This is a genomic window from Microbulbifer sediminum, from assembly GCF_021729035.1.
GTDB lineage: Bacteria > Pseudomonadota > Gammaproteobacteria > Pseudomonadales > Cellvibrionaceae > Microbulbifer > Microbulbifer sediminum.
The window spans coordinates 221252-244119 of record NZ_JAJSAP010000006.1 but is presented as its reverse complement, the minus strand read 5'-3'; the positions used below and the strand labels follow the sequence as shown (position 1 = coordinate 244119).

At 58.0% G+C, this 22868-nt stretch carries 20 protein-coding genes; 8 read left to right on the top strand and 12 right to left on the bottom strand.

Features of this window, described 5'->3' with window-relative positions:
* The first annotated feature begins 76 nt into the window (after positions 1–76).
* Together purD and coq7 are read left to right on the top strand one after the other, a co-directional pair.
* Positions 77–1375 carry a phosphoribosylamine--glycine ligase gene (purD, locus tag LVD11_RS12405; RefSeq protein WP_237059478.1) on the top strand — a complete coding sequence of 433 codons (1299 nt, stop codon included), beginning with the start codon at positions 77–79 and terminating at the stop codon, positions 1373–1375.
* A gap of 25 nt (positions 1376–1400) precedes the next feature.
* Entirely contained in the window at positions 1401–2048 is a 648-nt protein-coding gene (coq7, locus tag LVD11_RS12400) for a 2-polyprenyl-3-methyl-6-methoxy-1,4-benzoquinone monooxygenase (protein WP_237059476.1), read from the top strand.
* 24 nt (positions 2049–2072) lie between these two features.
* On the opposite strand, the gene LVD11_RS12395 is transcribed toward coq7, so the two are convergent.
* Complete coding sequence (locus LVD11_RS12395) at positions 2073–2480, bottom strand: OsmC family protein (protein ID WP_237059474.1); 408 nt, start codon at positions 2478–2480, stop codon at positions 2073–2075.
* Between the two features lie 347 nt (positions 2481–2827).
* Here LVD11_RS12395 and crp point away from each other — a divergent pair, with 347 nt between their 5' ends.
* A complete protein-coding gene (crp, locus tag LVD11_RS12390) occupies positions 2828–3463 on the top strand; it encodes a cAMP-activated global transcriptional regulator CRP (RefSeq protein WP_255701134.1) in 636 nt (211 codons plus the stop codon).
* A 113-nt stretch (positions 3464–3576) separates the two neighbouring features.
* Here the strand turns inward: crp and trpC are convergent, their stop codons facing one another.
* The 8 genes from trpC to LVD11_RS12350 form a co-directional block, all read right to left on the bottom strand.
* Positions 3577–4371, bottom strand: coding sequence for an indole-3-glycerol phosphate synthase TrpC (gene trpC / locus LVD11_RS12385; RefSeq protein WP_237059472.1), 795 nt, complete (start codon positions 4369–4371; stop codon positions 3577–3579).
* Positions 4368–5417, bottom strand: a complete 1050-nt coding sequence (gene trpD, locus LVD11_RS12380; protein WP_237059470.1) for an anthranilate phosphoribosyltransferase — start codon at positions 5415–5417, stop codon at positions 4368–4370. The genes trpC and trpD overlap by 4 nt, the downstream gene beginning before the upstream one ends.
* Positions 5418–5438: 21 nt before the next feature.
* Positions 5439–6017: an anthranilate synthase component II gene (locus LVD11_RS12375; protein WP_237059469.1), complete on the bottom strand. Its 579-nt coding sequence runs from the start codon at positions 6015–6017 to the stop codon at positions 5439–5441.
* The gene (locus LVD11_RS12370; protein WP_237059467.1) at positions 6014–6877 is read right to left on the bottom strand and encodes an ion transporter; all 864 of its coding nucleotides are present in this window, start codon (positions 6875–6877) and stop codon (positions 6014–6016) included. The genes LVD11_RS12375 and LVD11_RS12370 overlap by 4 nt, the downstream gene beginning before the upstream one ends.
* Positions 6870–8402 carry an anthranilate synthase component I gene (gene trpE / locus LVD11_RS12365; protein WP_237059465.1) on the bottom strand — a complete coding sequence of 511 codons (1533 nt, stop codon included), beginning with the start codon at positions 8400–8402 and terminating at the stop codon, positions 6870–6872. The genes LVD11_RS12370 and trpE overlap by 8 nt, the downstream gene beginning before the upstream one ends.
* Positions 8403–8672: 270 nt before the next feature.
* Entirely contained in the window at positions 8673–9338 is a 666-nt protein-coding gene (gene rpe / locus LVD11_RS12360; protein WP_237059463.1) for a ribulose-phosphate 3-epimerase, read from the bottom strand.
* 15 nt (positions 9339–9353) lie between these two features.
* On the bottom strand, positions 9354–10061 hold the full coding sequence (locus LVD11_RS12355) for a nucleotidyltransferase family protein (protein ID WP_237059461.1): 708 nt from the start codon (positions 10059–10061) through the stop codon (positions 9354–9356).
* A 33-nt stretch (positions 10062–10094) separates the two neighbouring features.
* Positions 10095–11150: an aminoglycoside phosphotransferase family protein gene (locus tag LVD11_RS12350; RefSeq protein ID WP_237059459.1), complete on the bottom strand. Its 1056-nt coding sequence runs from the start codon at positions 11148–11150 to the stop codon at positions 10095–10097.
* 207 nt (positions 11151–11357) lie between these two features.
* Here LVD11_RS12350 and LVD11_RS12345 point away from each other — a divergent pair, with 207 nt between their 5' ends.
* From LVD11_RS12345 to LVD11_RS12325, 5 genes are read left to right on the top strand one after another with little or no spacing between them, the layout of a single operon-like run.
* Positions 11358–13925, top strand: coding sequence for an LPS-assembly protein LptD (locus LVD11_RS12345; RefSeq protein WP_237059458.1), 2568 nt, complete (start codon positions 11358–11360; stop codon positions 13923–13925).
* An 8-nt stretch (positions 13926–13933) separates the two neighbouring features.
* Complete coding sequence (locus tag LVD11_RS12340) at positions 13934–15277, top strand: peptidylprolyl isomerase (RefSeq protein ID WP_237059455.1); 1344 nt, start codon at positions 13934–13936, stop codon at positions 15275–15277.
* Complete coding sequence (gene pdxA / locus LVD11_RS12335; RefSeq protein WP_237059454.1) at positions 15274–16320, top strand: 4-hydroxythreonine-4-phosphate dehydrogenase PdxA; 1047 nt, start codon at positions 15274–15276, stop codon at positions 16318–16320. The genes LVD11_RS12340 and pdxA overlap by 4 nt, the downstream gene beginning before the upstream one ends.
* A gap of 16 nt (positions 16321–16336) precedes the next feature.
* Complete coding sequence (rsmA, locus tag LVD11_RS12330) at positions 16337–17134, top strand: 16S rRNA (adenine(1518)-N(6)/adenine(1519)-N(6))-dimethyltransferase RsmA (RefSeq protein ID WP_237059453.1); 798 nt, start codon at positions 16337–16339, stop codon at positions 17132–17134.
* Between the two features lie 31 nt (positions 17135–17165).
* Positions 17166–17981 carry a symmetrical bis(5'-nucleosyl)-tetraphosphatase gene (locus tag LVD11_RS12325; protein ID WP_237059452.1) on the top strand — a complete coding sequence of 272 codons (816 nt, stop codon included), beginning with the start codon at positions 17166–17168 and terminating at the stop codon, positions 17979–17981.
* 267 nt (positions 17982–18248) lie between these two features.
* Here the strand turns inward: LVD11_RS12325 and LVD11_RS12320 are convergent, their stop codons facing one another.
* From LVD11_RS12320 to LVD11_RS12310, 3 genes are read right to left on the bottom strand one after another with little or no spacing between them, the layout of a single operon-like run.
* Positions 18249–20429, bottom strand: coding sequence for a peptidase domain-containing ABC transporter (locus LVD11_RS12320; RefSeq protein WP_237059451.1), 2181 nt, complete (start codon positions 20427–20429; stop codon positions 18249–18251).
* Positions 20422–21636, bottom strand: coding sequence for an HlyD family secretion protein (locus LVD11_RS12315; protein ID WP_237059450.1), 1215 nt, complete (start codon positions 21634–21636; stop codon positions 20422–20424). Before LVD11_RS12315 ends, LVD11_RS12320 begins: the two co-directional genes overlap by 8 nt.
* Before the next feature lie 33 nt (positions 21637–21669).
* Entirely contained in the window at positions 21670–22770 is a 1101-nt protein-coding gene (locus tag LVD11_RS12310; protein WP_237059449.1) for an MvdC/MvdD family ATP grasp protein, read from the bottom strand.
* Between the last annotated feature and the right edge of the window lie 98 nt (positions 22771–22868).

Sequence of the window (22868 nt, the reverse complement as noted above, 5' to 3'; positions counted from 1 at the left end):
ACAATCCCGGAGTGATTCCGGGCTAAAATAGCGCAACAAATTTGCATCCAACCGGCCGACAGAGGGGGATTTGAGGATGAATGTACTGGTAATTGGCGCCGGCGGCCGTGAGCACGCCCTGGCCTGGAAGGCTGCGCAGAACCCCGCGGTCGATACCGTATTCGTGGCGCCGGGCAATGCCGGCACCGCGCGCGAGCCCAGGCTGCAGAATGTCGCCATTGGCGTGGACAATTTCTCCGCGCTGGCGGAATTCGCCGAGACCAATGATATTCAGATGACCATTGTGGGCCCGGAAGCGCCACTGGTGGATGGTATCGTCGACCTGTTCAACAGCCGCGGCCTGCCGATCTTTGGCCCCACCAGGGCGGCCGCACAGCTCGAGGGCTCCAAGGCCTTTACCAAAGACTTCCTGGAACGGCACCAGATCCCCACGGCCGCTTATCGCAACTTCACCGAGATCGAGCCAGCCGTGGCCTATATCCGTGAGCAGGGTGCCCCCATCGTGGTCAAGGCTGACGGCCTGGCCGCAGGCAAGGGCGTTATCGTCGCCGAAACCGAGCAACAAGCCGAGCTGGCGGTGCGCGACATGCTGTCCGGCAACGCTTTCGGCGAGGCCGGTTGCCGCGTGGTGATCGAGGAGTTCCTGACCGGCGAGGAAGCCAGTTTTATTGTGATGGTGGACGGCGAGCACATCCTGCCGATGGCCACCAGCCAGGACCACAAGCGCGTGGGTGACGGTGACACCGGCCCCAATACCGGTGGCATGGGCGCCTATTCCCCGGCACCGGTGGTCACCGACAAGGTCTACCAGCGCATCATGGAAGAGGTTATCGAGCCCACCGTGCGCGGCCTCGCCGAGGAAGGCATGCCCTACACCGGTTTCCTGTATGCGGGCCTGATGATCAATGCGGACGGCGCCCCCAAGGTCATCGAGTACAACTGCCGTTTTGGCGATCCGGAAACCCAGCCCATCATGATGCGCCTCAAGTCTGACCTGGTGGAGCTGTGCCAGGCAGCGACAGAGAAACGCCTCGACCAGGTAAGCGTCGACTGGGACTCACGCCCGGCGCTTGGCGTGGTGCTGGCCGCCAACGGTTATCCCGGAAGCTACCGCAAGGGCGATGCCATCTCCGGGCTGGAGCGGGCGGACGGGGACGATGCCAAGGTATTCCACGCCGGTACCGCCCTGGATGGCGACCGGGTCGTCACCAGTGGCGGCCGGGTCCTTTGTGCCACGGCGCTCGGTGACACCGTTGCCGAAGCGCAGGCCAATGCCTACAACGCCGCCAGGGCCATCTACTGGGATGGCGTTTTCTACCGCAAGGATATCGGCTATCGTGCGGTGGAACGGGAACAGCAAACCAGCAAGCAATAACCCGAACACCGAACGGAGTCCTGCCATGTCCAGAGAGCGCCAACTGACCGGCCTGGACCGCCTGCTGCTACAGGCGGACCGCGCCCTGCGGACCCTCAGCCCCGGGGCGCCCGCCCATCCGCGGCCGTCACCGGCCCGGGCTACCGAGGAACCGCAACTGGATGACCGGGAACGGCGCCACGCGGCGGGCCTGATGCGGGTCAACCACAGCGGTGAGGTCTGTGCCCAGGCGCTTTACCAGGGGCAGGCACTGACGGCAAAGCTGCCCGACGTACGCGAGGAGATGGAGCAGGCCGCGGAGGAGGAGATTGACCACCTGGCCTGGTGCGAACAGCGACTGCGCGAGCTGGACAGTCGTCCCAGCCTCCTCAACCCTCTCTGGTATGGCCTTTCGTTTGGTCTCGGCGCTGCGGCCGGCAAGGTCAGCGACCGGGTCAGCCTGGGTTTTGTCGCAGCCACCGAGGAGCAGGTCTGCAAACACCTGGACAGCCACCTGGAGCGGCTGCCGGCCCAGGACACCAAAAGCCGGGCAATTGTCGAACAGATGCGCGAGGATGAAGCCGAGCACCAGCACGCGGCACTCGCCGCCGGCGGCGCCCGCTTCCCGGCTCCGGTGAAGGGCCTGATGACACTGGTCTCGAAGCTGATGACTTCGGCCAGCTACCGGGTTTAGGGGCCGCAGGCACGGGGAGGCGTATCACGCCTCCTCAATGCGGTAGCGGTGCACAATCTCCACGCCGGCATTTTTCAGCATGATGGAGGCGGAGCAGTACTTGTCCGCAGACAGCTCCACAGCCCTGGCCACCTGGCTCTCCTTGATATTCCTGCCCCGCACGACAAATTCCATCTCGATCCGGGTAAACGGTGCCGGCGTTGCATCGGGACGCTCGCCCTTGAGCTCACAGTGGCAGCTGATGACTTCCTGCCGGGCCTTCTGCAGGATGGTGACCACATCGTAGGATGCGCAACCGCCGGCCCCCAGCAGCATCATCTCCATCGGCCGGATGCCATTGTTTTTTTCGCCACCCTCCATCACCACGGAGTTACCGCTACCGGCTTCGCCGACAAAAGTGACACCATCCACCCAGGTTACTCTGGCCTGCATGCGCCTGCTCCTCCTGCAATCTCACAAAATTGGGCGGCAAGCTTACCACACGGGAACTTATACGCGTCCCGGGAGTCACTACCAATCACCGCCCCAGCCTTTTCGCAGGCGCTCAATGCGGTATAGTAGGCATCTGTACTGACCGCCCTCTCACAGACTCCGTTGTGGGTATCCGCCCGGCCATAGCAAAACAGTTGGCACGGTGACGGTGTCTCAGGTCACAACGCGAGTGATTCCCGAGTGGTGCCACTGTTTGGAACCGGCGAATCAGGGGATAATTCACCGGCATGTGTTGATTGCACTCCCGGTGGGGATCAGGCACAAATTTAAGAATAAGGAGTAGATCCGTGACGGTTGCTACCGAAGAATCCATGTCCACTGGCAATATCGAAGACTTTCTTGCCCATTGCCACCGGCGTCGCTACCCGGCCAAGAGCACAATCATCTATGCCGGCGACCGCTGCGAATCTCTTTACTTCATCATGCGCGGCTCCGTGACCGTCCTGATCGAGGACGATGAGGGCCGGGAAATGATCGTCGCCTACCTGAATGATGGCGACTTTTTTGGCGAGATGGGACTGTTCGACCAGGACACCCGCAGCGCCTGGGTACGCACCAAGACCGAGTGCGAGGTTGCGGAAATCTCCTATGGCAAGTTCCAGGAGCTTACCCGCCAGCACCCGGAATTCCTGTTTTCCCTGGCCACGCAGATGGCGAGCCGCCTGCGCAATACCACCCGCAAGGTCGGTGACCTGGCCTTCCTGGACGTCACCGGCCGCGTGGCCCGCACCCTGCTCGACCTCTGTAACGAGCCGGATGCCATGACCCACCCCGAGGGCATGCAGATCAAGATCACCCGGCAGGAAATCGGTCGCATCGTGGGCTGCTCCCGGGAAATGGTCGGCCGGGTACTCAAGACCCTGGAGGAACAGGGTCTGGTATCGGTGAAGGGCAAGACCATGGTGGTTTACGGCACCCGCTGACGCCGCCGCCTGAACCGCAATAGAAAAAGGGCGAGCCCGCACAGGCTCGCCCTTTTTCTATTGCGGGGCGGCTATAAAGCTGTCCCGCACGACCAACAATCCGGGTGGGGCAGCTAGTTGAACATTTCCATCAGCTTACGTCCCGGCTCCTCCTCTCGCATAAAGGCCTCACCCACCAGGAAAGCGTTGACGTTATGACCGCGCATGGCCGCTACGTCGTCAGTGGTATGAATCCCACTTTCCGTGACCACAATGCGGTCGTCCGGGATGAGGTCTAGCAGCTTGAAGGTGGTTTCCAGCTGGACCTCGAAGGTATGCAGGTTGCGGTTGTTGATGCCCACCAGACGGTTGGGCAGCGCCAGGGCTCGCTCCAGTTCCGCGCGGTTGTGGACTTCCACCAGTACATCCAGACCCAGCTCGGTCGCCAGCGCATTCAGGTCCCGCATTTGCGCGTCGTCCAGGCAAGCCGCGATCAGCAGGATACAGTCTGCCCCGATCGCCCGCGCCTCGAATACCTGATATGGATCCACGGTAAAATCCTTGCGCAGCACCGGCAGGCGCACGGCGTTGCGGGCCTGCTGCAGGTACTCGTCGGCTCCCTGGAAAAAGTCCACATCGGTCAGCACAGACAGGCAGGCTGCGCCGCCACGGGCATAACTGCTGGCGATTTCCGCGGGAATAAAGTCGGGACGGATCACCCCCTTGCTGGGAGAGGCTTTTTTGATCTCGGCAATCACCGCCGCCTCACCTGCGGCAATCCTGCCCTCGATGGCATCCACAAATCCACGGCAGGCCGGCTGCTGCTCGGCCAGACCGCGCACGGCAGCCTGGGACATGCGCGCCTTGCGCTCGGCCACTTCCTGCCACTTGCGCTCGACAATGGTCTTCAGGATCGTCGGCGTACTCATGATTCCACATCCTCCGGACGGAAGGCGCTGGTAAATGCCGCCAGGTCCTTGATTTTTTCGCCAGCCAGGCCACTGGCAATGGCGTCCTGCGCCATCGCCACGCCCTCTTCCGCGGTGCCTGCAACGCCGCTGACGTAGATCGCCAGCCCTGCATTCAGGGCCAGGATATCGGCGGCCTTGCGGCCCGCAGGTGTCTCGCATTTGCCCAGCGCATCGCGGATCAGCGCCAGCGACTCTTCCGCGCCAGATACTTCCAGCCCATCGAGAGTGTCGCGTTCGATCCCGAAGTCCTCTGGCCGGAAGGTACGCTCGCGCAGCTCGCCGCCTTTCAGCTCTACCGCGTAGGTATCGGCGGCGATACTCGCCTCGTCCAGGCCATCCTCGCTGTGCATGACGATCACGTGTTCAGCGCCCAGGTTCTGAAGCACCTCCGCCAGCATGCGACAGTAACGGCGGTCATAGACGCCTATCAGCTGGCGGCGCACACCGGCCGGATTGGTCAGGGGGCCCAGCAGGTTGAAAATGGTGCGCAGCCCGAGTGCCCGGCGCGGCCCGATCGCATGGCGCATGGCACTGTGGTAGCTCGGCGCAAACATGAAACCAACACCGATGGTATCGACACAGCGACCCACCTGTTCCGGCGAGAGGGGCAGGTAAATGCCCGCCGCCTCCAGCAGGTCCGCAGCGCCGCTACTGGAAGAGACCGAGCGATTGCCATGCTTGGCAACCCGCGCCCCGGCAGCCGCGGCGATAAAACTTGCCGCACTGGAGACGTTGAACAGGTTGGCATCGTCGCCACCGGTCCCGACAATATCGACCGCGTGTGCCTGGTCAATCTCGACCGGCGTGGCCAGCTCACGCATCACCTCCACAGCCCCGGTGATTTCCTCGACAGTCTCTCCCCGTATCCGCAGTGCCACCAGAAACGCACCGATCTGGGCGTCCTCTGCCTCACCACGCATGATCTGGCCCATGGCCTCACGCATCTCGGTACGGGTCAGGCCCCCGCCCTCCACTAACCGGGCAATGGCTTGCTTGATATCCATAGTCTTTCCCCCAGGTTTTGATCAGGCGTCGACAAAATTTCTCAGCAGGTCGTGGCCATGCTGGGTGAGGATCGACTCCGGATGGAATTGCACCCCCTCCACCGCCAACTCCCGGTGGCGCAGGCCCATGATCTCGTCAATCTCGCCGCTTTCGGTTTCCGTCCAGGCGGTCACCTCAAGGCATTCCGGCAGGCTGCCCTTCTCCACCACCAGGGAGTGATAGCGGGTGGCCTCGAACGGGTTGGAGAGGTTATGGAACACACCACGGTTGTTGTGCACGATCATCGATGTCTTGCCGTGCATTACCTGCCCTGCGCGGACCACCCGCCCACCGAAGACCTGGCCAATACTCTGGTGTCCCAGGCAGATCCCCAGGAGCGGGATTTCGCCGGCAAACCGGCGTATTGCCTCCATGGAAATGCCGGCCTCATTCGGTGTACAGGGGCCCGGCGAAATCACAACCTTCTCCGGTGCCAGACGCTCGATATCCGTCACGGTGATTTCATCGTTGCGGCGCACCTCCACGGTCGCCCCCAGCTCGGCCATGTACTGCACGACATTCCAGGTGAAGGAGTCGTAATTGTCGATCATCAGTATCATTGTTCGGTGGCCTCTCCTGTTGGCTGTGCGGCGGATTTGTCCATACGTCTCTGCAGTCGCGCCAGCGCATCCTGTGTGGCGCGGAGCTCGCGGAGTATCTCGGTCTGGCTGGGCGGCAGCTGCAGTTCATCGAGCCGGCGCAGCTTGGCTTCCTCAAGGTTGTTGAGCACCACGCCGATAAACAGGTTGATCATCACGAAAGCACCCATGACCACGAAGCTGACGAAATACAGCCATGCCCAGGGTAGCGTCTCCATGGCGGTGTACATGATGTCGGTCCAGTCCTCGAAAGTGACGATCCGGAACAGGCTCAGCAGCGCGATCGGCAGGCTGCGCCAGTGGGTCGGGTCGATTTCAGAAAACAGGAAATAACCGGCGACTCCATAAATATAAAAGATGATGCCCATCAGCAGCGCGATATGGAACATGCTCGGCAGGCTGCGCAGCAGGGTGTCCACCAGCAGTCGCAGCTCGGGGAACGCGGAAACCAGTCGCAGCACACGCAACACCCGTACCAGCCGCGCCAGGGTGGCCATGGGACCGGCGGCGGGAACCAGGCTCAGCACAATGATGGAGAAATCGAAGCAGTTCCAGCCGCTGGCAAAATAGCGCCATGGGCGGCTGCCATGCGCGGCCATCTTCACGATCGCCTCCAGCACGAACGACACCAGGATCAACTGGTTGATCCCGTGCAGGAAACCGCCGAAGCGCTCGACGACCCAGGTCGAAGTCTCGAGCCCCACCGCCACACCGTTAAGCAGGATCAGGCCAATAATCACCTGGTTAAACAGCGGCGCCGCCACCAGGCGGGCACAGGTATCGGCAATACCGGCCCTCACCGGCACTGTGACTTCAGTCATGATTTACCGTCTCACTACTCTCGTCATCTCTTGTCCCGGTAGCCGGGCGGGATTCGCCGGCCACCGCGATCGCCACGGCACGGAAGAGCGCCCGCGCCTTGTTCATGGTCTCATCCCACTCCGATTGCGGGTCCGAGTCGGCGACCAGCCCGGCGCCCGCCTGGATATACACCTGCCCGTCCTTGATGACCGCCGTACGGATGGCGATGGCAGTGTCCATATTGCCGTTCCAGGCCAGATACCCCACCGCACCGCCGTAGATGCCGCGCTTTTCCGGCTCCAGTTCGTCGATGATCTCCATGGCGCGGATTTTCGGTGCCCCGGACAGGGTTCCCGCCGGCAGCGCCGCCCGCAGGGCGTCGATGGCGGCCAGGCCCGGCCGGATGCGCCCCGTCACATTGGACACGATATGCATGACGTGGGAATACCGCTCCACCGCCATCTGCTCGGTAACCCGGACGCTGCCGGTTTCCGCCACCCGGCCCACGTCATTGCGCCCCAGGTCGATCAGCATCAGGTGTTCGGCAAGTTCCTTCGGGTCCGAGAGCAGCTCCTGCTCCAGGGCCACGTCCTCTTCCTCGGTATCACCGCGCTTACGGGTGCCCGCGATGGGCCGCACGGTCATGTCACCGTCTTCCAGGTGCACCAGGATCTCCGGACTGGAACCCACTACCTGGTGGTCCCCCAGGTCGAGGAAATACATGTACGGCGACGGGTTCAGGCTGCGCAGTGCGCGGTACAGATTCAGCGGTGGAGCGCTATAGGGCGCCGACAGTCGCTGCGAGGGCACCACCTGCATCACGTCCCCGGCGAGAATGTAGTCCTTTACCCGGGCTACGCTGCGCTTGAAGGCTTCCTCGCCGAAATGGGAGCGGAACGCGCCCTCCTCGATACCACTGGCGTCCAGGTCCAGCGGCGGGGTATCGGGCAGCGGGCGCGCCAGCTGTGCCACCAGATCGCCGAGCCGCTGCTGGGCCCGCTCGAAATCCCCGTCCCGTGACGGGTCGGCATGGGCGATAAAGATGACCGTGCCGGCCAGGTTGTCGAACACCACCAGCTCGTCGCTCACCATCAGCAGGATATCCGGATTGCCCAATGTATCCGGCGGGCAGCTGGCGGCCAGGCGCGGCTCGATATAGCGCACGCAGTCGTAGCTAAAATAACCCACCAGCCCGCCATTGAAGCGCGGCAGGCCGGGCAGTTCCGGAGCGCTGTAGCGCTGCTGGAAGGACTCGACGAAAGCCAGCGGATCCGCAACCTCGGCGGTTTCCACCACATCGCCGTCCCGCTCAATCTCAACCTGGTGACCCCGGACCCGCAGCACGGTGCGCGCCGGCAGGCCGATAATCGAGTAGCGGCCCCACTTCTCACCACCCTGCACCGATTCGAGCAGGTAGCTGTAGCGGCCCGCGGCCAGTTTCAGGTAAGTGGACAGGGGCGTTTCGATATCCGCCAAAACACGGCGGACAAGCGGTATGCGGTTGTATCCTGCAGACGCAAGCTGGGTGTATTCACTGGGGGTCATGGCGACTCCGGAGAAGATTGAAACCAATCGTATAGTTCTGGGTTATAGCCCGAGCGGATTGGACAAACTCCGCCCGCGGTTTGCCAGGCGCAAGCCCTTCAGGGAGGGGGCACCGGTCAGCGGGTCAGTGGCGCCATCGCCAGCTGTGGAAGTGGGAAGCAGTTGCGATCACGGGGTGGCCTCGTCATTCGAGCTGGCAAGTTTACAAACCTGCCGCCGGGTGGGCAAGGCCCGCCCCGGCCGGAGGGGTACCGGGCGGGACGAACCGGATCAGGGAGCGAGTTCGCGGCGCATCGCGCCGATCACCTCGGCGTAGTCGCCCGCATTGAATATCGCCGAACCGGCCACAAAAGTATCGGCACCTGCGGCGGCGATTTCGGCGATATTGTCCCGGGTCACGCCGCCGTCGATCTCGAGCCGGATATCGCGACCGGAACCATCGATCAAGCCGCGCGCCTCCCGCAGCTTGTCGAGGGTGGCGGGGATAAACTTCTGGCCGCCGAAACCCGGGTTGACCGACATCAGCAGGATCATGTCGAGCCTGTCCATCACGTATTTCACGGACTCCAGGCCGGTGGCCGGGTTCAGCACCAGCCCCGCCTTGCAGCCGAGACTCTGGATCAGCTGCAGTGAGCGGTCCACATGGCGCGACGCCTCCGGATGAAAGGTGATGTAGGTCGCGCCGGCATCGGCAAACATGCGGATCATGTCATCCACCGGCTCCACCATCAGGTGCACGTCGATGGGTGCCTCGACCCCATGCTTGCGCAGCGCCTGACAAACCATGGGCCCGATGGTCAGGTTGGGGACATAGTGATTGTCCATTACATCGAAATGGACCCAGTCGGCACCCGCTGCCAACACGGCATCCACCTCTTCCCCGAGGCGGGCGAAATTGGCGGAAAGGATAGACGGGGCAATCTTGAAGTCGGGCATGGTGATTCCTGTCACTTATTGTTCAGATTTACCGCACAGGCGTGCGTCCAGCCGCTGCAGGCGCTCCGGGGTCCCCACATCACACCAGTCGCCCTCATAGAGCTCTGCCTGCAGGCGGTCCTCATTGTGCACGAAGACCTCCCCCAGGCCGAAGCAGGTGCGCCGGCGCGGATAAGCGGTCAGCGTCTCGGGGCGCAACCAGCTGATCCCGGCAAAGGTGTAGCGCGGAGTGGCCGTGCCAGACAGCAGCCCCTCGTCGATACCGAAGTCACCCTCGGGGTTGTGTGGCGGGTTGGGCACCATCAGCAGGCGGCCGGGGCAGCCGGCCGGCAGCGGCCGCTCCAGCCAGACCGACAGGTCGAAGTCACACCAGACGTCGCCGTTGACGACCAGGAACGGGCTGTCGCCCAGCAGGGGCAGGGCCTTGAGAATACCACCGGCAGTTTCCACCGGCTCCCCCTCGACCGAATAGCTCACCTCGAGCCCCCAGCGCTCGCCGTTACCGACGTGCTGGCGAATCTTCTCGCCCAGGTAACCCAGGTTGATCACCACCCGACGCACCCCCACAGCCGCCAGCCGATCAAGGGCATGGTCGATCAGCGGCTTGCCCGCTACCGACAGCAACGGCTTGGGTGTGTTATCGGTCAGTGGCCGCATGCGCTTGCCGAACCCGGCTGCCAGCACCATGGCTGTGGGGACCTGATTATCTTTTGCTTGGCTCATTCCAGTCTTCGTGCGGTTCGCAGCTTGAGTTTATCAGCCGCGCTCACCTGCCGTACGGTAGTCGCGGTACCAACTCTGACGCTCGGCCAGAGGCAAAAGTTCTGCGCCAAACCACTCGGCAAAGGGTTTCAGTTCAGGGTAACGGCCGGCGACTTCCAGGGTATAGCGAATCACCAGTGGCAGATCGGGCAGATAGCCCTGCTTGCCGTCGCGCAGGTAAAGCCTCGGGAAGATACCCAGCACCTTAATATGTCGCTGCAGGCCCATCCAGTCGAACCAGCGCAGGAACGTCTCGCGATCCACCGCCGGCAGGATACCCGCCGACTCGGCCGTAGACGCATAACACAGCGCCCAGTTTTCCACCTGTTCGCGGGGCCAGCGGATATAACAGTCACGCAATAGCGAAGCCAGGTCATAGGTTACCGGCCCCCACACCGCATCCTGGAAATCCACCACGCCCGGGCGCTCGCCCTCACGCACCATCAGGTTGCGGCTGTGGTAATCCCGATGCACCAGCACCCGGGGCTGCTCCTCTGCGGCGTCCAGCAGCAGGTCGAAAGTCCTGTCCAGCAAGCGCCGCTCATCAGCGCTCAGGGTGTACCCCAGCAGCTTTTCCACCAGCCACTCGGGCAGGATCTGCATTTCCGTCCGCAGCAACTCGCGGCTGTACAGCGGCAGTAACTCCTCCGAACGCGGAATCTGCTGCAGGCACAAAAGCTCGGTGAGCATCTCGCCATACAGGCCCTCTACCGTGTCCGCGTTGAGCAGCGACAGCAGCTGCCGGTCACCCAGGTCCTCCAGCAGCATAAAGCCCTGGCTGACATCGGCGGCGACCACCAGGGGAGTATGGATGCCGTAACGGCGCAGGTAGTCCGAAAGCGCCACAAATCGCGCAGGGTTGGTGCGCTCGGGCGGGGAATCCACCGCTATCAGGCTCGGCTCACCGCTGGCGCGGAAATAGCGGCGGAAGCCGGCATCGCCCGACAGTGGCCACAGCTGCACCGGCTGTGCCGCCGACAGCGCGCGCGTGGCCCACTGGCCAAGCTCCGTGCGCCGCATGTCTACTTCATCTGTCGAACGCTCACTCATGCGCCGCTACTACTCCACCAGTTCCGGCACGCATTGTAACGGCGCCAGTGGCGCCGTCCAGCGAACGCGGCAAAATTTGCCGCCACGCCCGGCTGCACACGTGCTATTAGTGTTAACCATCATTACATTCAAGTAGAATCACCCGCTGTTTTTTGCGCACTGCTCCCTAGGGAAGAGACTCTAAAGATAGTCGGAACTTATCACCTGATGCTGGAAGCCTCCCGCTGGCGCCGCCTGACATTGGCGATCGCCCAGATTTCACGCCCGCGAACCCTGGTCCTCGGCCTCATGGCCGCCCAACCCCTGTGGGCGCAGGCCCAGGAGCCCCCCACCGGAGAAGACAACCCTTACCTGTTCCTGGACTGGATGCCGGCGTGGCAACTGGACCCGGAACTGCGCGCCGGCCTGCCACCGGTGTGCAGCGGTGCCTTCGTGGCACCGCCGAGCAACTATGCCGACGCCGATCTACTGCCGAACGAGGCCCCTCTGCGGGCGACGGCAGATGCTTCCGAGTGGCTGGACGACGGCACGGCCCGCCTGCGCGGTAATGTCCATATCACCCAGGGCTACCGTCAGCTTTTTGCGGACCAGGTGGATGTGGACCGCCGGGACAGCACGGCCTATCTGAGCGGCGCCATCGAGATGCGCGAGCCCAACCTGCTGGTGCGGGGGCGCGCGGCAGAGATTCAAACAGACAGCAAGGCGGCACAGATTGAGGATGCGACCTACGTCATCCATGACCAGTTCATTCATGGCAGTGCCGCCTTCGCCTCACGCGAGGCCAGTGGCGAGCTGAACCTTTCCGGCGGCAATTACACCCGCTGTGAGCCAGGCCACGTGGTCTGGCGCATGAACGGGGGCGAAATCAATATCGACAACGTCGAGCGCCAGGGTGTGGCGCGCAATGTTCGCCTCGAGATCCTCGACGTGCCGGTCTTCTACTTCCCCTACCTCCGCTTCCCCGTGGGGGACGCAAGGCTGTCCGGCCTGTTGTTCCCAAGCATCAGCAACAGCGACGAAAACGGCTGGGACGTTGCAATACCCTACTACTGGAATATCGCCCCACAGATGGACGCGACTATTGTGCCGCGCTATATCCAGTACCGCGGCACCGGCGCGGAAGCCGAGGTGCGCCACCTGCACCGCTGGTTCAACACCGAGATCCGCGTTGCCGGTCTCCCGGACGATGAGGGCGGTGACGACGAGGACGCCCGCGAGCTTATCCGCCAGGGATTCCCCGAGGAACTGGTACTGCCCGCCAAGGGAGAGGATCGCTGGCTCGTCAATGTCGAACAACAGGGCAGCAGTGGCTCCGCCTGGCGCACCGCCATCGATTACACCAAGGTCAGCGATCCCGACTACTTCCGCGACCTGGACACGTCCAACCTGAGTGTCTCAGCAGAGACCGCACTCAGCCAGCGGGCCCAGTTCGGGCTGTTGGGCAATCACTGGGCCGCCAATATCCGCTTGCAGGAATACCAGCAGCTGGTCAAGGACCGCTTCGACACCTACAGCCAGCTGCCACGGCTGGACGTGGATGGCAACTATCGCTGGGGGGACTGGGTGTTGAATCTCGAACACGAGATGACCAGTTTCGATCACGATGAGACCCAGACAATCCGTTTTATCGATGACACCCGCAACCTCGACAGTATCACCACGCGCGAACGCGACTTCGTGACCGCGGACCGCGCCCGCCTGGACTATGAGCTGGACTGGGACCGGCAATGGCTGTGGGGCTACTTCACCCCCGGTGTGGCGCTGCGTTACCTGAGCTATGACCTCGATGACCAGTTTCTGAAGCCGGAAAGCACCGACACTCCCGAAGCCTCTGCCGCGCAATTTACCCTGGATACGGGCCTGTACTTCGAGCGCAACGGCCAGTTCCGTGACTACGAATATGTACAGACGCTGGAACCGCGGCTGTTTGGTCTGGTCAGTTCCAACGCCGAACAGGATGACTTCACCAATATCACCACCAATCCCAGCGACGGCGGCAATGACCTGTTGTTTGATACTTCGCTGTTCACCTTCAGCTATGACCAGCTTTTCCGTGACAGTCGGTTCAATGGCAACGACCGCATCGACGATGCCGACCGGATTGCCCTGGGCCTGACCACCCGCTTTATCGATCCCCGCAGTGGCCGTGACCTCCTCGCGGCCAGCGTCGGCCAGATCTTTTACTCCGACGACATCCAGGTGGGCCTCAGGGACCCCATTATTGAGTCCCCCCGCTCGGAGTTCGCCGCCCGCCTCGAGAGCCGGCCGGTCCAGTCACTGCGCCTGAGCAGCGAACTGATCTACGACGAGGAGGAGGCGGAGCTGAACCGCGGCAATATCACTGCGCGCTACCTGGACGAGGACCTGCGCCTGCTCAACCTGAGCTACCGGTACCTGCGCCAGGAGGAAGAATTTGACGACAGCGGTAACCTGACCCAGGGTCCCATCGAGCAGCTGGACGCCTCGATGGCACTTCCTGTCGCCGGCGGCACCTCACTGCTGGCACGAGCCAACTATGACGTCACTTTCGACCGGGAACTGGAGTACATGGCGGGCGTCGAATATGACAGTTGCTGCTACCAGGTGCGCCTGGCCTGGCGGCGCACATTGGACAACGACCTGGCGGATGTGGTAACTCCTGAGGAGCTGACTTATGACGAAGGCGTGTATATTGAGTTCCAGCTGAAAGGTCTCGCCGGCCTGGGCACCACCGTGACGAACATGCTCAGCCAGGGGATACCCAACTTTGAACAGAGAGAAGTACTGAAACAGTGAAGAAAATAATGACCAAGTCCGTCGCAAAGAAAAGCCTGCTGGCGCTGGTCGCGGCCTGCGCCCTGTTTACCGGTACCGCGATGGCACAGGTGCAGGCGCTTGACCGAGTAGTAGCGGTTGTCGACGACGACGTCGTGATGGCCAGCGAGTTACAACAGCGCCTCAACACCATCCAGAACCAGATTCGCTCCCAGCAGGTCCAGGCACCACCGCTGGACGTGCTCCGCCGCCAGGTGCTGGAGCAGCTGATCATTGAGCGGCTGCAGCTGCAGATGGCGCAACGCGCCGGTGTCACTGTTTCTGACGCAGAGCTGGAGCAGGCCATGGCCCGGGTACAGCAGAATGCCGGCGCCAGCCCTGAGCAATTCCGGCAGCGGCTGGAGGAAGACGGTATCTCCATGCGGGAATTCCGCGAACAGATCCGCCGTGAGATCCTGATCCGCCGGGTGGAACAGGGAAGCGTCAACAACCGGATCCAGATCAGCGACCAGGATATCGACAACTTCCTGCGCTCCAAGGAGGGAGAGTTCTGGAAGTCGCCGCAATACGAGCTGGGCCATATCCTGATCCCGGTCAGCTCCAGCGCCCCCGCCGACGAGGTCGAGAAAGCTCGCAAGAAAGCCGAACGACTGGCTGAGCGGATTTCCGGCGGTGCAGATTTCCGCGAGCTGGCCATTGCCAATTCCGCCGGCCAGAACGCACTGTCCGGTGGCGATCTGGGCTGGCGCAAGACCGTGGAGCTGCCAAGCCTGTTTTCCAATGCGCTGAATGGCCTCAAGGTCGGCGATGTGAGCGAGCCGTTCCGCAGCGATGCAGGCTTCCACCTGCTGAAGATCCACGCCCAGCGGGGTGCCAACGAACAGGTGGTGGAACAGACCAAGGTGCGCCATATCCTGGTCAAGACCAGCGCCATCCGCGACGATGACGACGCCTACAACCTGTTGATCAACCTGCGCAAGCAGATCCAGGACGGCGCCAGCTTCGAAGAGCTGGCCCGCGAGCACTCAGAGGATATCGGCACCATGCTCGCCGGCGGTGACCTGGGCTGGTCCATGCCCGGGCAGTTTGTGCCTGAGTTCACCGAAGCCATGAACAACACCCCTGTGGGTGAAATGAGCATGCCCTTCAAGTCACAGTTCGGCTGGCATATCCTGCGCGTGGACGGGCGCCGCAACCAGGACATGACCGACCAGTACATCCGCAACCAAGCGGCCAACCTGCTGCGCAATCGCCGTTACGAGGAAGAGCTGCAGAACTGGCGCCGCGAAATCCGCGACCAGGCCTTTGTGGATATCAAGCTGCCGGACGCCGGTGACAAGGCATCCGGAGAAGACAGCCAGGCGCAGGAATGATCCCGCGCATCGCGCTCACCCCGGGGGAACCCGGCGGCATCGGTCCGGAGCTGGCAGTCAAGCTGGCCAGCCTGGGCCCCGAGCGCGCGGTGGACCCTGCCGCCGGCAATGGCAGTGAGCACGGCTATCGGCACCACGGCCCGACACAGATCGTGGCAGTGGCAGATCCCGGACTACTTGAGGAAACCGCCGCACAGCTGCGGTTGCCCCTGCAACTGATCCCCTTCGATCCGGCCCAGCCGCCAGCGGACACCCCACCCGGGGCCCTCTACATCCACCCGGTTTCCCTTGCGGCGCCAGCCCGCCCCGGAAAGCTCAATCCCGCCAACGCCCGTTACGTACTCGACACCCTCCACGCGGGCGCGCGGGGCTGCCTGGATCGCACCTTCGACGCCCTGGTAACCGGGCCGGTGCACAAGGGAGTTATCAACGATGCGGGCATACCGTTCAGCGGGCACACCGAGCTCTTCGCCGAGATCGCCGGGGTCGAGCGGGTCGTCATGATGCTGGCCGCGGGCGACCTGCGGGTTGCCCTGGTGACCACACACCTGCCTCTGAAGGACGTCAGCGCTGCCATCACCACAGAGCGGCTCGAGCAGGTAATCACCATCCTGCACCGCAGTCTGCGCGATCAGTTTCGCATCGCCGAGCCGCGCATCGGTGTATGTGGCCTCAATCCCCACGCCGGGGAGGGTGGCCACCTGGGTCGGGAGGAGATCGAAACCATAGCACCCAGCCTGGATAAACTGCGGGCCCTGGGCCTGCGGTTGCTCGGCCCCCTGCCCGCCGACACCCTGTTTACCCCACCGCAACTGGCCCGTTGCGATGCGGTACTGGCCATGTACCACGACCAGGGCCTGCCGGTGTTAAAATTCAAGGGGTTTGGCCACGCCGTCAACATCACCCTGGGCCTGCCCTTTATCCGCACCTCGGTTGACCACGGCACCGCGCTCAACATCGCCGGCCGCAACGAGGCCGATAGTGGCAGCCTGCGCGCCGCACTCGCCCAGGCGGTGCAGATGGCCAGGCTGCGCAATCTCTGAGTTACAGCATTTTTCTATGGACAACTTTTTCCAGCACAAAGCGCGCAAGCGCTTCGGCCAGAACTTTCTGGTGGATGAAAACATTATCGAGCGCATCGTGCGCGCCATTGGCCCCAGGGAGACCGACCGGCTGGTGGAGATCGGCCCAGGCCAGGGCGCCATCACCGCGCTGCTGCTGCAGCGCTGTCCTTCCCTGAAGGCGATCGAACTGGACCGGGACCTCATCCCCATGCTCGAGTTCAAGTTCCGGGATTACCCCGATTTCGAGATCATCGAGCAGGACGCCCTGAAATTCGATTTCGGGACCCTGGCGCAGGACCAGCCACTCAGGATCGTAGGCAACCTGCCGTACAACATTTCCACGCCGCTGCTGTTCCACCTGCTGTCTTTCCGGGGCAAAGTGAAGGACATGCACTTTATGCTGCAGAAAGAGGTGGTTGACCGTCTCAGCGCCACGCCGGGGAATAAGGCTTACGGGCGGCTGAGCGTCATGGTGCAGTATCACTGCCGCGTGCAGGGCCTGTTCCCGGTACCGCCGCAATCCTTCCGCCCGGCCCCCAAGGTGGAATCCGCTATCGTGCGCCTGACACCCCGCGAGAAACCGGAGCTGGCCGCAACCAATGAGGCGCTGCTGGAACGCATCGTCAACGTGGCCTTCCAGCAGCGCCGCAAAACGCTGCGCAATGCCCTCAAACCGCTTTACCCCGAGCTGGACATCACGGCCCTGCCGCTGGATGCCAGCCGCCGCCCGGAGACCTTCAGTGTGAAAGAGTTTGTCGAACTGGCAAACTACTGTGCAACTCTCAAATCCTGAATCGGAATAACAGAAACACAGGGACAGCGTTTTGGCGACCTACGCAATAGGCGACATCCAGGGGTGCTTCGATCCGTTCATGCGCCTGCTCGATAAAATCCATTTCCGCCCCGACCGGGACAAACTGTGGCTGGCCGGTGACATGGTGCACCGCGGCCACGACAGCCTGGGTACCCTGCGTTTCCTCTACGAGCACCGCTCCCAGGTGACCGCCGTACTGGGCAACCACGACCTGCACCTCCTGGCGCTGGCCCACGGCGCCAAGCGCCTGACAGACAAGGAGCACGATCTGGCCAAAGTCCTCCGGGCCAAGGATGCAGACAAGCTTTTGAGCTGGCTGCAGGGACTGCCACTGGTGGTACACAAGAAGGGCTTCACCATGGTACACGCCGGTATTCCGCCCATTTGGAGTGTCACCAGGGCTATTGAGTTGTCCCGGGAAGTGCACCATGCGCTCGCCGATGACGCCCTGGCCAAGGCTTACTTCTACGGCATGTACGGCAACGAGCCTCACTGCTGGAATGACCACCTGCTGGGTATAGAGCGCCTGCGCTCAATCACCAACTATTTCACCCGCATGCGCTTTTGCAAGGCCGACGGCACCCTGGACCTGGTAACCAAGCGCGGCCCCGAAGCCGAGCACAACGACTACCACCCCTGGTTCAGCTTCCCGGACCGCAAAACCAGAAACGACAAGATCATATTTGGCCACTGGGCAGCGCTTGAGGGGCGGGCTGACACGAAGAACGTCTATGCGCTGGATACGGGCTGTGTGTGGGGAGGGTATTTGACCGCGATGCGGCTTAGTGATGAGAAGTTTTTTTGTGCGGATTGCGGCGAGAGATAAATAACTAATTAATCCTAAGCTTACAGGAGCAGTGACTCTTAAACCTCAGAGACTTGACGATACTACTCCACGTCAACAATGAGCCCCTTCAATAGGTAAGCGCAATTACTGCCAAAATAATACTTAAACCGCAAACAACAAGATAACCTAGGTACCATTTGAAAATTTTTAGGCCGCTCACGCTCTTTGAATTTTATATAAATGGTTTACTGCGTGTCCTATTTACTTACAGAGCCCCACAAATCAGTCACCCACCCCTAAAGTAGACTAAGCTTCTTGAGATTCATGATCTTCTTGGGACGGGATAGAGTTCATTTTTTTGCTCCATTCTCCAGCAGAGACCTCAGTTACTTTTTGGCCATCGACCACAAGAACTCTGTCCGCAAAGCTGACTGTATTAGGCCTATGGGCAACGAGCACCCTGGTTAGATGCATCCTATTTAGATTGGCATTAATTTTCTGCTCTGTTTCCAAGTCCAGGCTTGACGTTCCCTCATCAACAAACAATATATCAGGCTTTCTGTAAAGCGCTCTGGCTAAATAAACACGCTGTAGCTGACCGCCAGATAACCCGGACCCTAACTCTCCCACTAGTGTTTCGTAGCCCATAGGCATAGAAGAAATATCATCATGAACGCATGCTAAACCAGCAGCCTGGACAACCAAATCCATGTCAATTCTTTCGTCGAAGAAAGCAATATTCTCCGCCAAGGACCCTCTTAAAAGCCTATCATCTTGAGAGACTACAGCGACATGCCGCCTAAATGAAATAATATTCCTTTCCGTCAACTCCACTCCCCCAACTGAGATAGAACCTACACTCGGTTGTAATATTCCTATCAGAAGCTTGAAGAGGGTTGTTTTCCCTGCTCCGGACGGCCCGACAATTGCAGTGATTGCACCACCTTTTATTGCGCATTTACATTTGTCAAATATCCTGGGCTCTCCTGTTCCATAGCTGAAAGACACATCTCTGACTAAAATATCGCCACGTATATCTTTATCAAAATTAATGTTATCCCTTTCGGACTGCTTCTTAGACTGAACTATATCTTTTAGTCTTCCAGTGTGAACATTCGTAAGCTTATACTCCGCCCACTTATCCACAAGGGCCTTAGATCTGTCGGAAAAGTTTAGGCGCAAAGCTAGAAAGGCAATCAACACGCCCACTGATATATCATCCCGCCCAATTAAAACTACGCCGAAATAAACTATCGCGATAGTTTCTAAGTTCAATGTGAACTGTAGAAGAGCCTTCATCAGCTCAGAAATTCTCTCTATACTCCAAGCTTTGTTTATGGTAAGTGTAAATTTATTTTCCCACTTTGCCTGCTGGGATTTTTCCTTACCAAAAAGTTTGATACTACTGACAGCATTTAGCACGTCAATAAAGCTGCTTGTTTCATCTGCCTGCGCGACCAAATGCTCCCTCTCCAGAAGCTTTTCTTTAGATAGATATATCCATCTAACAGAAAAATAGATAAAAACCCCCAAAATGGCTATCAAAGACAATTCAACACTGAAGTAAAACATTAGTAAAATAGTCGAAAGGCTCATAAAGCCATCAATAACCACCGCTGGCACACCTGTCGTTAAGAAATCTTTAATCGGCACCAAGGAATTCATCCTAGAGATTAGATCACCTATATCTCTCTTTTCAAAAAATGAAATGGGCAATCTCAACATGTGTGAAAAAACATTTCTGGCCAATTGAAAACTTAACAACTGTCCCAAATGAAGCAGTAACAAACCTCGAACGAGCTGAGTTACAAGTGTTACGACAGCCAGACAAAAAATACCCAGCGCAATTAAATTTAAGCCTGCCAAATCCTCCGTATATATAAAATTATCGACAGAGAACTGCATATATATCGGCAGTCCCAGCACAGTGAACTGCAGCAACAAAGATAAGAACACTGCCTTTGCCAGGCCAGACCATAAGCCACGTTGATTTGTAACCAAGTCCGCTATAGAGAAATCATTCCTCTTAGTTAATTTTGAAAAATCAGCTGCAGTAGAAAACTCAATAAGTATCCCCGTGAAACGCTCATCAACCTCTTCCCAAGAAACTTTCTTCTCGCCAATTGCCGGATCAATAATATCGATACTGTCCTTGTTGATAGCCGAAAGCACTACAAAGTGGTTCATATCCCAATGTAAAACGGCCGGTAGCTCCGCATCTCTCAAATACTCAAGCTCAGCACGTAAAGGCCTTGCATGCATACCCAAATTCTCAGCGACTAGCATTATGGACTCTACCGTCATGCCTCTCTTCGAGACTGTGAAATATTTTTTCACATCTTCTAGATCTGTATCCCTGCCAAAGTAGGATGCAACCATTGCCAGGCAGGCAAGACCACAATCAGCAGCTTCTCCTTGATAAACAATAGGCAGGCGCCGGCCAGAGCTTCGCATTCTTTCTATTTGCGCATTCAGCCCATCAATCAAAGCTATTTCCCCTCACCAAAGAGTCAAAGATAGTTGACTCACTAACAACCAAATAACCCCCAACAGAAATCCCGGGAACTAGCATTAAACTCCCTAAGGACGAAAGATTCACTTTCCGAGAAATAGTGGCTTTAGCGACAAATGAAGGTTTTTCCAACTCTAAATGCCCAACGTATTTATCAGGTGAGACGACTGCGGCGCTAATGCTCTCTATTTTAATATTCACAGTTCCGTATCTTTCTTTAGGAAACCCACCAATTTCCATGAAAACCTCACTGCCTAGGCTAACCTGAGACCTAACCTCGGAAGGGAGAACAAACTCTACAGTTAACTTATCGTCCTCCGAAACTATCGAAAACAAGTACTCCCCCTCTGAAACGACAGAACCAACCCCTAAATTGTTAATAGCGAGATATCCAGATCTTGGCGACAGATAGCGATCTACAATTTTCTTGCTATCTCTAATTAATTTTTTTCTCTCTTTCTCTAATAGAATTAGCTTTCTATCCCTGTCCTTTTTTAATTCTCTCACGCGCGAATCTTCCGATCTTAGAACCGCCTTTATTTCACTCAACCTATTTCGGACTATCGCCAGCTCTTTACTTTCTGACAAGTATTCTCTTCGCAGGTCTTCATACTTTATTCTTGAAACAAGCCCATTCTTAAGGAGAGAACTCATCTTTTCTAGATCATTTCCCAATGATTCAACAATACTACCCTGAATAGCACGAACGTTTGAGACACTTGAAACTTCATTTTGAAGCTGCTCAATCTGCATCTTTAGATTATCAACTTTAATTTGGTGAAGATCTCTAACATTTTGTGACTGGCGCTCAACAAGCCTAATTTCTTCATCAGCAAGAGTCATTTCTTCTTTTGAGTAACTTGAATCCCCGCCTTTCCAAACTTGAAGAATCAAATCCCCAGCTTCAACCTTACCCCCGGGATCAGCATACCAATTCGCCAATGTTCCAGAATTCCTGACACTCACTTCCGCATAGCCATCCACTGGAAGTATCCTTCCTTTTATAGACACGACTTTTTTTATCGGAATGAAATAGACGATAAATATCAAAAAAAACATTATCCCCGCCGAAATCAAGGTATAGACCCCATACCCTGCAGGCTTCGGAAAAAAAACTTCTCCGTAGAACCCACCCCTGGATTTTCGCCTAAAATTTTCCCTGAATAAGAATTTAGAAATCATTTATCAGGACACCCTTGCGTTTCTGGATAAAAATTAAATGATTTCTATTGGCACATTTTTAACATCTATATTATTTGAAAACTTATAGTAGCTTTTGCTTTTGTAATATTGCTCCAAACTTTTACCTGAATAATTTCCCTGCCAAATAAAGTCGGCGCTACCCGAAATTAAGAATTGACAGAAAATGTCAAGCAAAGGCAACTGAGGAACTGACTCCTCCATCCATAAAAACTGGCCCATAGGGTTAATTTCTATAAATATATAATCTCCAGATGGAGTCAGAACCATATCGATAGCACCGTAGGCTAATCCCATAGATTTAGCCAGATTGATACATTTAGAGTGTATATCCGAAGGCAACTCGAACAGTTCCATAGGAGGCCTTTCTCCCTCAATCTCACCGAGCCGCCAATCATGCTGACTCGACTTCTGCAGCTGAGAGGCAATACTAATCGCAACACAGGTGCGCCCCATAACTACAATTCTCAGCTCTACATCCTTCTCGACATAATCCTGAAATATAGCAGGGCAACTTTTCACGGAATCATCATCGTCCAAATCTTCTATCTTGATAGGTGTCGTAAATACAGTTAGGTTTTCTTTGGCTGACCTCCACGACATCACATCTAGAGGCTTAAAAATCACTGTTCCACCATGCTTTTTACAGAATGCTCTGACATCATCAGGATCATTCGATATCAAGGTATCGGGTATTTTTAGCCCACATTTTCGGGCAGCACTTAATTGGTTTGCCTTGTACTCCGAATAAACTGCCGACTTATGGTCATTTACCCAAAATGGACTTTCACCACCTAAGTAAAATCCGGAATTAACCAAGCTTTCTAAATTATTTTTAGCAACTGCTCGATCAGCGGCATCGTATTCTGATGAAATTTCTTGGACATAGAGTCTCCTAGACCAAACAACATCAAAATCTGAAAATGTTATATTTACATTTTCACCTTTCGATTCGACCCGCTCTCTTCTCTCATTGCTGATATGGATTGACAATAATTGCTTAACCGGGATATCAGAGTTAGCCCACAAAACAACCTCATGCTTACTGTCTGAAAACCACCAAGTTACTGCATCTGCATGCAGATCCTTAAAGATTGTCGAGATTAAAATTTTCATAGCTCGAACCTGTTATTTATTTTTATTTGGAGACTCTTTAGCTCTTTAGGTGTAATAAAAGTGCTTTTATGATTTATACCCGATTCGCGGCAGGATTT

Excerpts from the sequence above, each read along its gene's own strand:
- purD (WP_237059478.1), top strand. The coding sequence starts at position 77 with ATGAATGTACTGGTAATTGGCGCCGGCGGCCGTGAGCACGCCCTGGCC.
- coq7 (WP_237059476.1), top strand. The coding sequence starts at position 1,401 with ATGTCCAGAGAGCGCCAACTGACCGGCCTGGACCGCCTGCTGCTACAG.
- LVD11_RS12395 (WP_237059474.1), bottom strand. The coding sequence starts at position 2,480 with ATGCAGGCCAGAGTAACCTGGGTGGATGGTGTCACTTTTGTCGGCGAA.
- trpC (WP_237059472.1), bottom strand. The coding sequence starts at position 4,371 with ATGAGTACGCCGACGATCCTGAAGACCATTGTCGAGCGCAAGTGGCAG.
- trpD (WP_237059470.1), bottom strand. The coding sequence starts at position 5,417 with ATGGATATCAAGCAAGCCATTGCCCGGTTAGTGGAGGGCGGGGGCCTG.
- LVD11_RS12375 (WP_237059469.1), bottom strand. The coding sequence starts at position 6,017 with ATGATACTGATGATCGACAATTACGACTCCTTCACCTGGAATGTCGTG.
- LVD11_RS12370 (WP_237059467.1), bottom strand. The coding sequence starts at position 6,877 with ATGACTGAAGTCACAGTGCCGGTGAGGGCCGGTATTGCCGATACCTGT.
- trpE (WP_237059465.1), bottom strand. The coding sequence starts at position 8,402 with ATGACCCCCAGTGAATACACCCAGCTTGCGTCTGCAGGATACAACCGC.
- rpe (WP_237059463.1), bottom strand. The coding sequence starts at position 9,338 with ATGCCCGACTTCAAGATTGCCCCGTCTATCCTTTCCGCCAATTTCGCC.
- LVD11_RS12355 (WP_237059461.1), bottom strand. The coding sequence starts at position 10,061 with ATGAGCCAAGCAAAAGATAATCAGGTCCCCACAGCCATGGTGCTGGCA.
- LVD11_RS12350 (WP_237059459.1), bottom strand. The coding sequence starts at position 11,150 with ATGAGTGAGCGTTCGACAGATGAAGTAGACATGCGGCGCACGGAGCTT.
- LVD11_RS12345 (WP_237059458.1), top strand. The coding sequence starts at position 11,358 with ATGCTGGAAGCCTCCCGCTGGCGCCGCCTGACATTGGCGATCGCCCAG.
- LVD11_RS12340 (WP_237059455.1), top strand. The coding sequence starts at position 13,934 with ATGACCAAGTCCGTCGCAAAGAAAAGCCTGCTGGCGCTGGTCGCGGCC.
- pdxA (WP_237059454.1), top strand. The coding sequence starts at position 15,274 with ATGATCCCGCGCATCGCGCTCACCCCGGGGGAACCCGGCGGCATCGGT.
- rsmA (WP_237059453.1), top strand. The coding sequence starts at position 16,337 with ATGGACAACTTTTTCCAGCACAAAGCGCGCAAGCGCTTCGGCCAGAAC.
- LVD11_RS12315 (WP_237059450.1), bottom strand. The coding sequence starts at position 21,636 with ATGATTTCTAAATTCTTATTCAGGGAAAATTTTAGGCGAAAATCCAGG.
- LVD11_RS12310 (WP_237059449.1), bottom strand. The coding sequence starts at position 22,770 with ATGAAAATTTTAATCTCGACAATCTTTAAGGATCTGCATGCAGATGCA.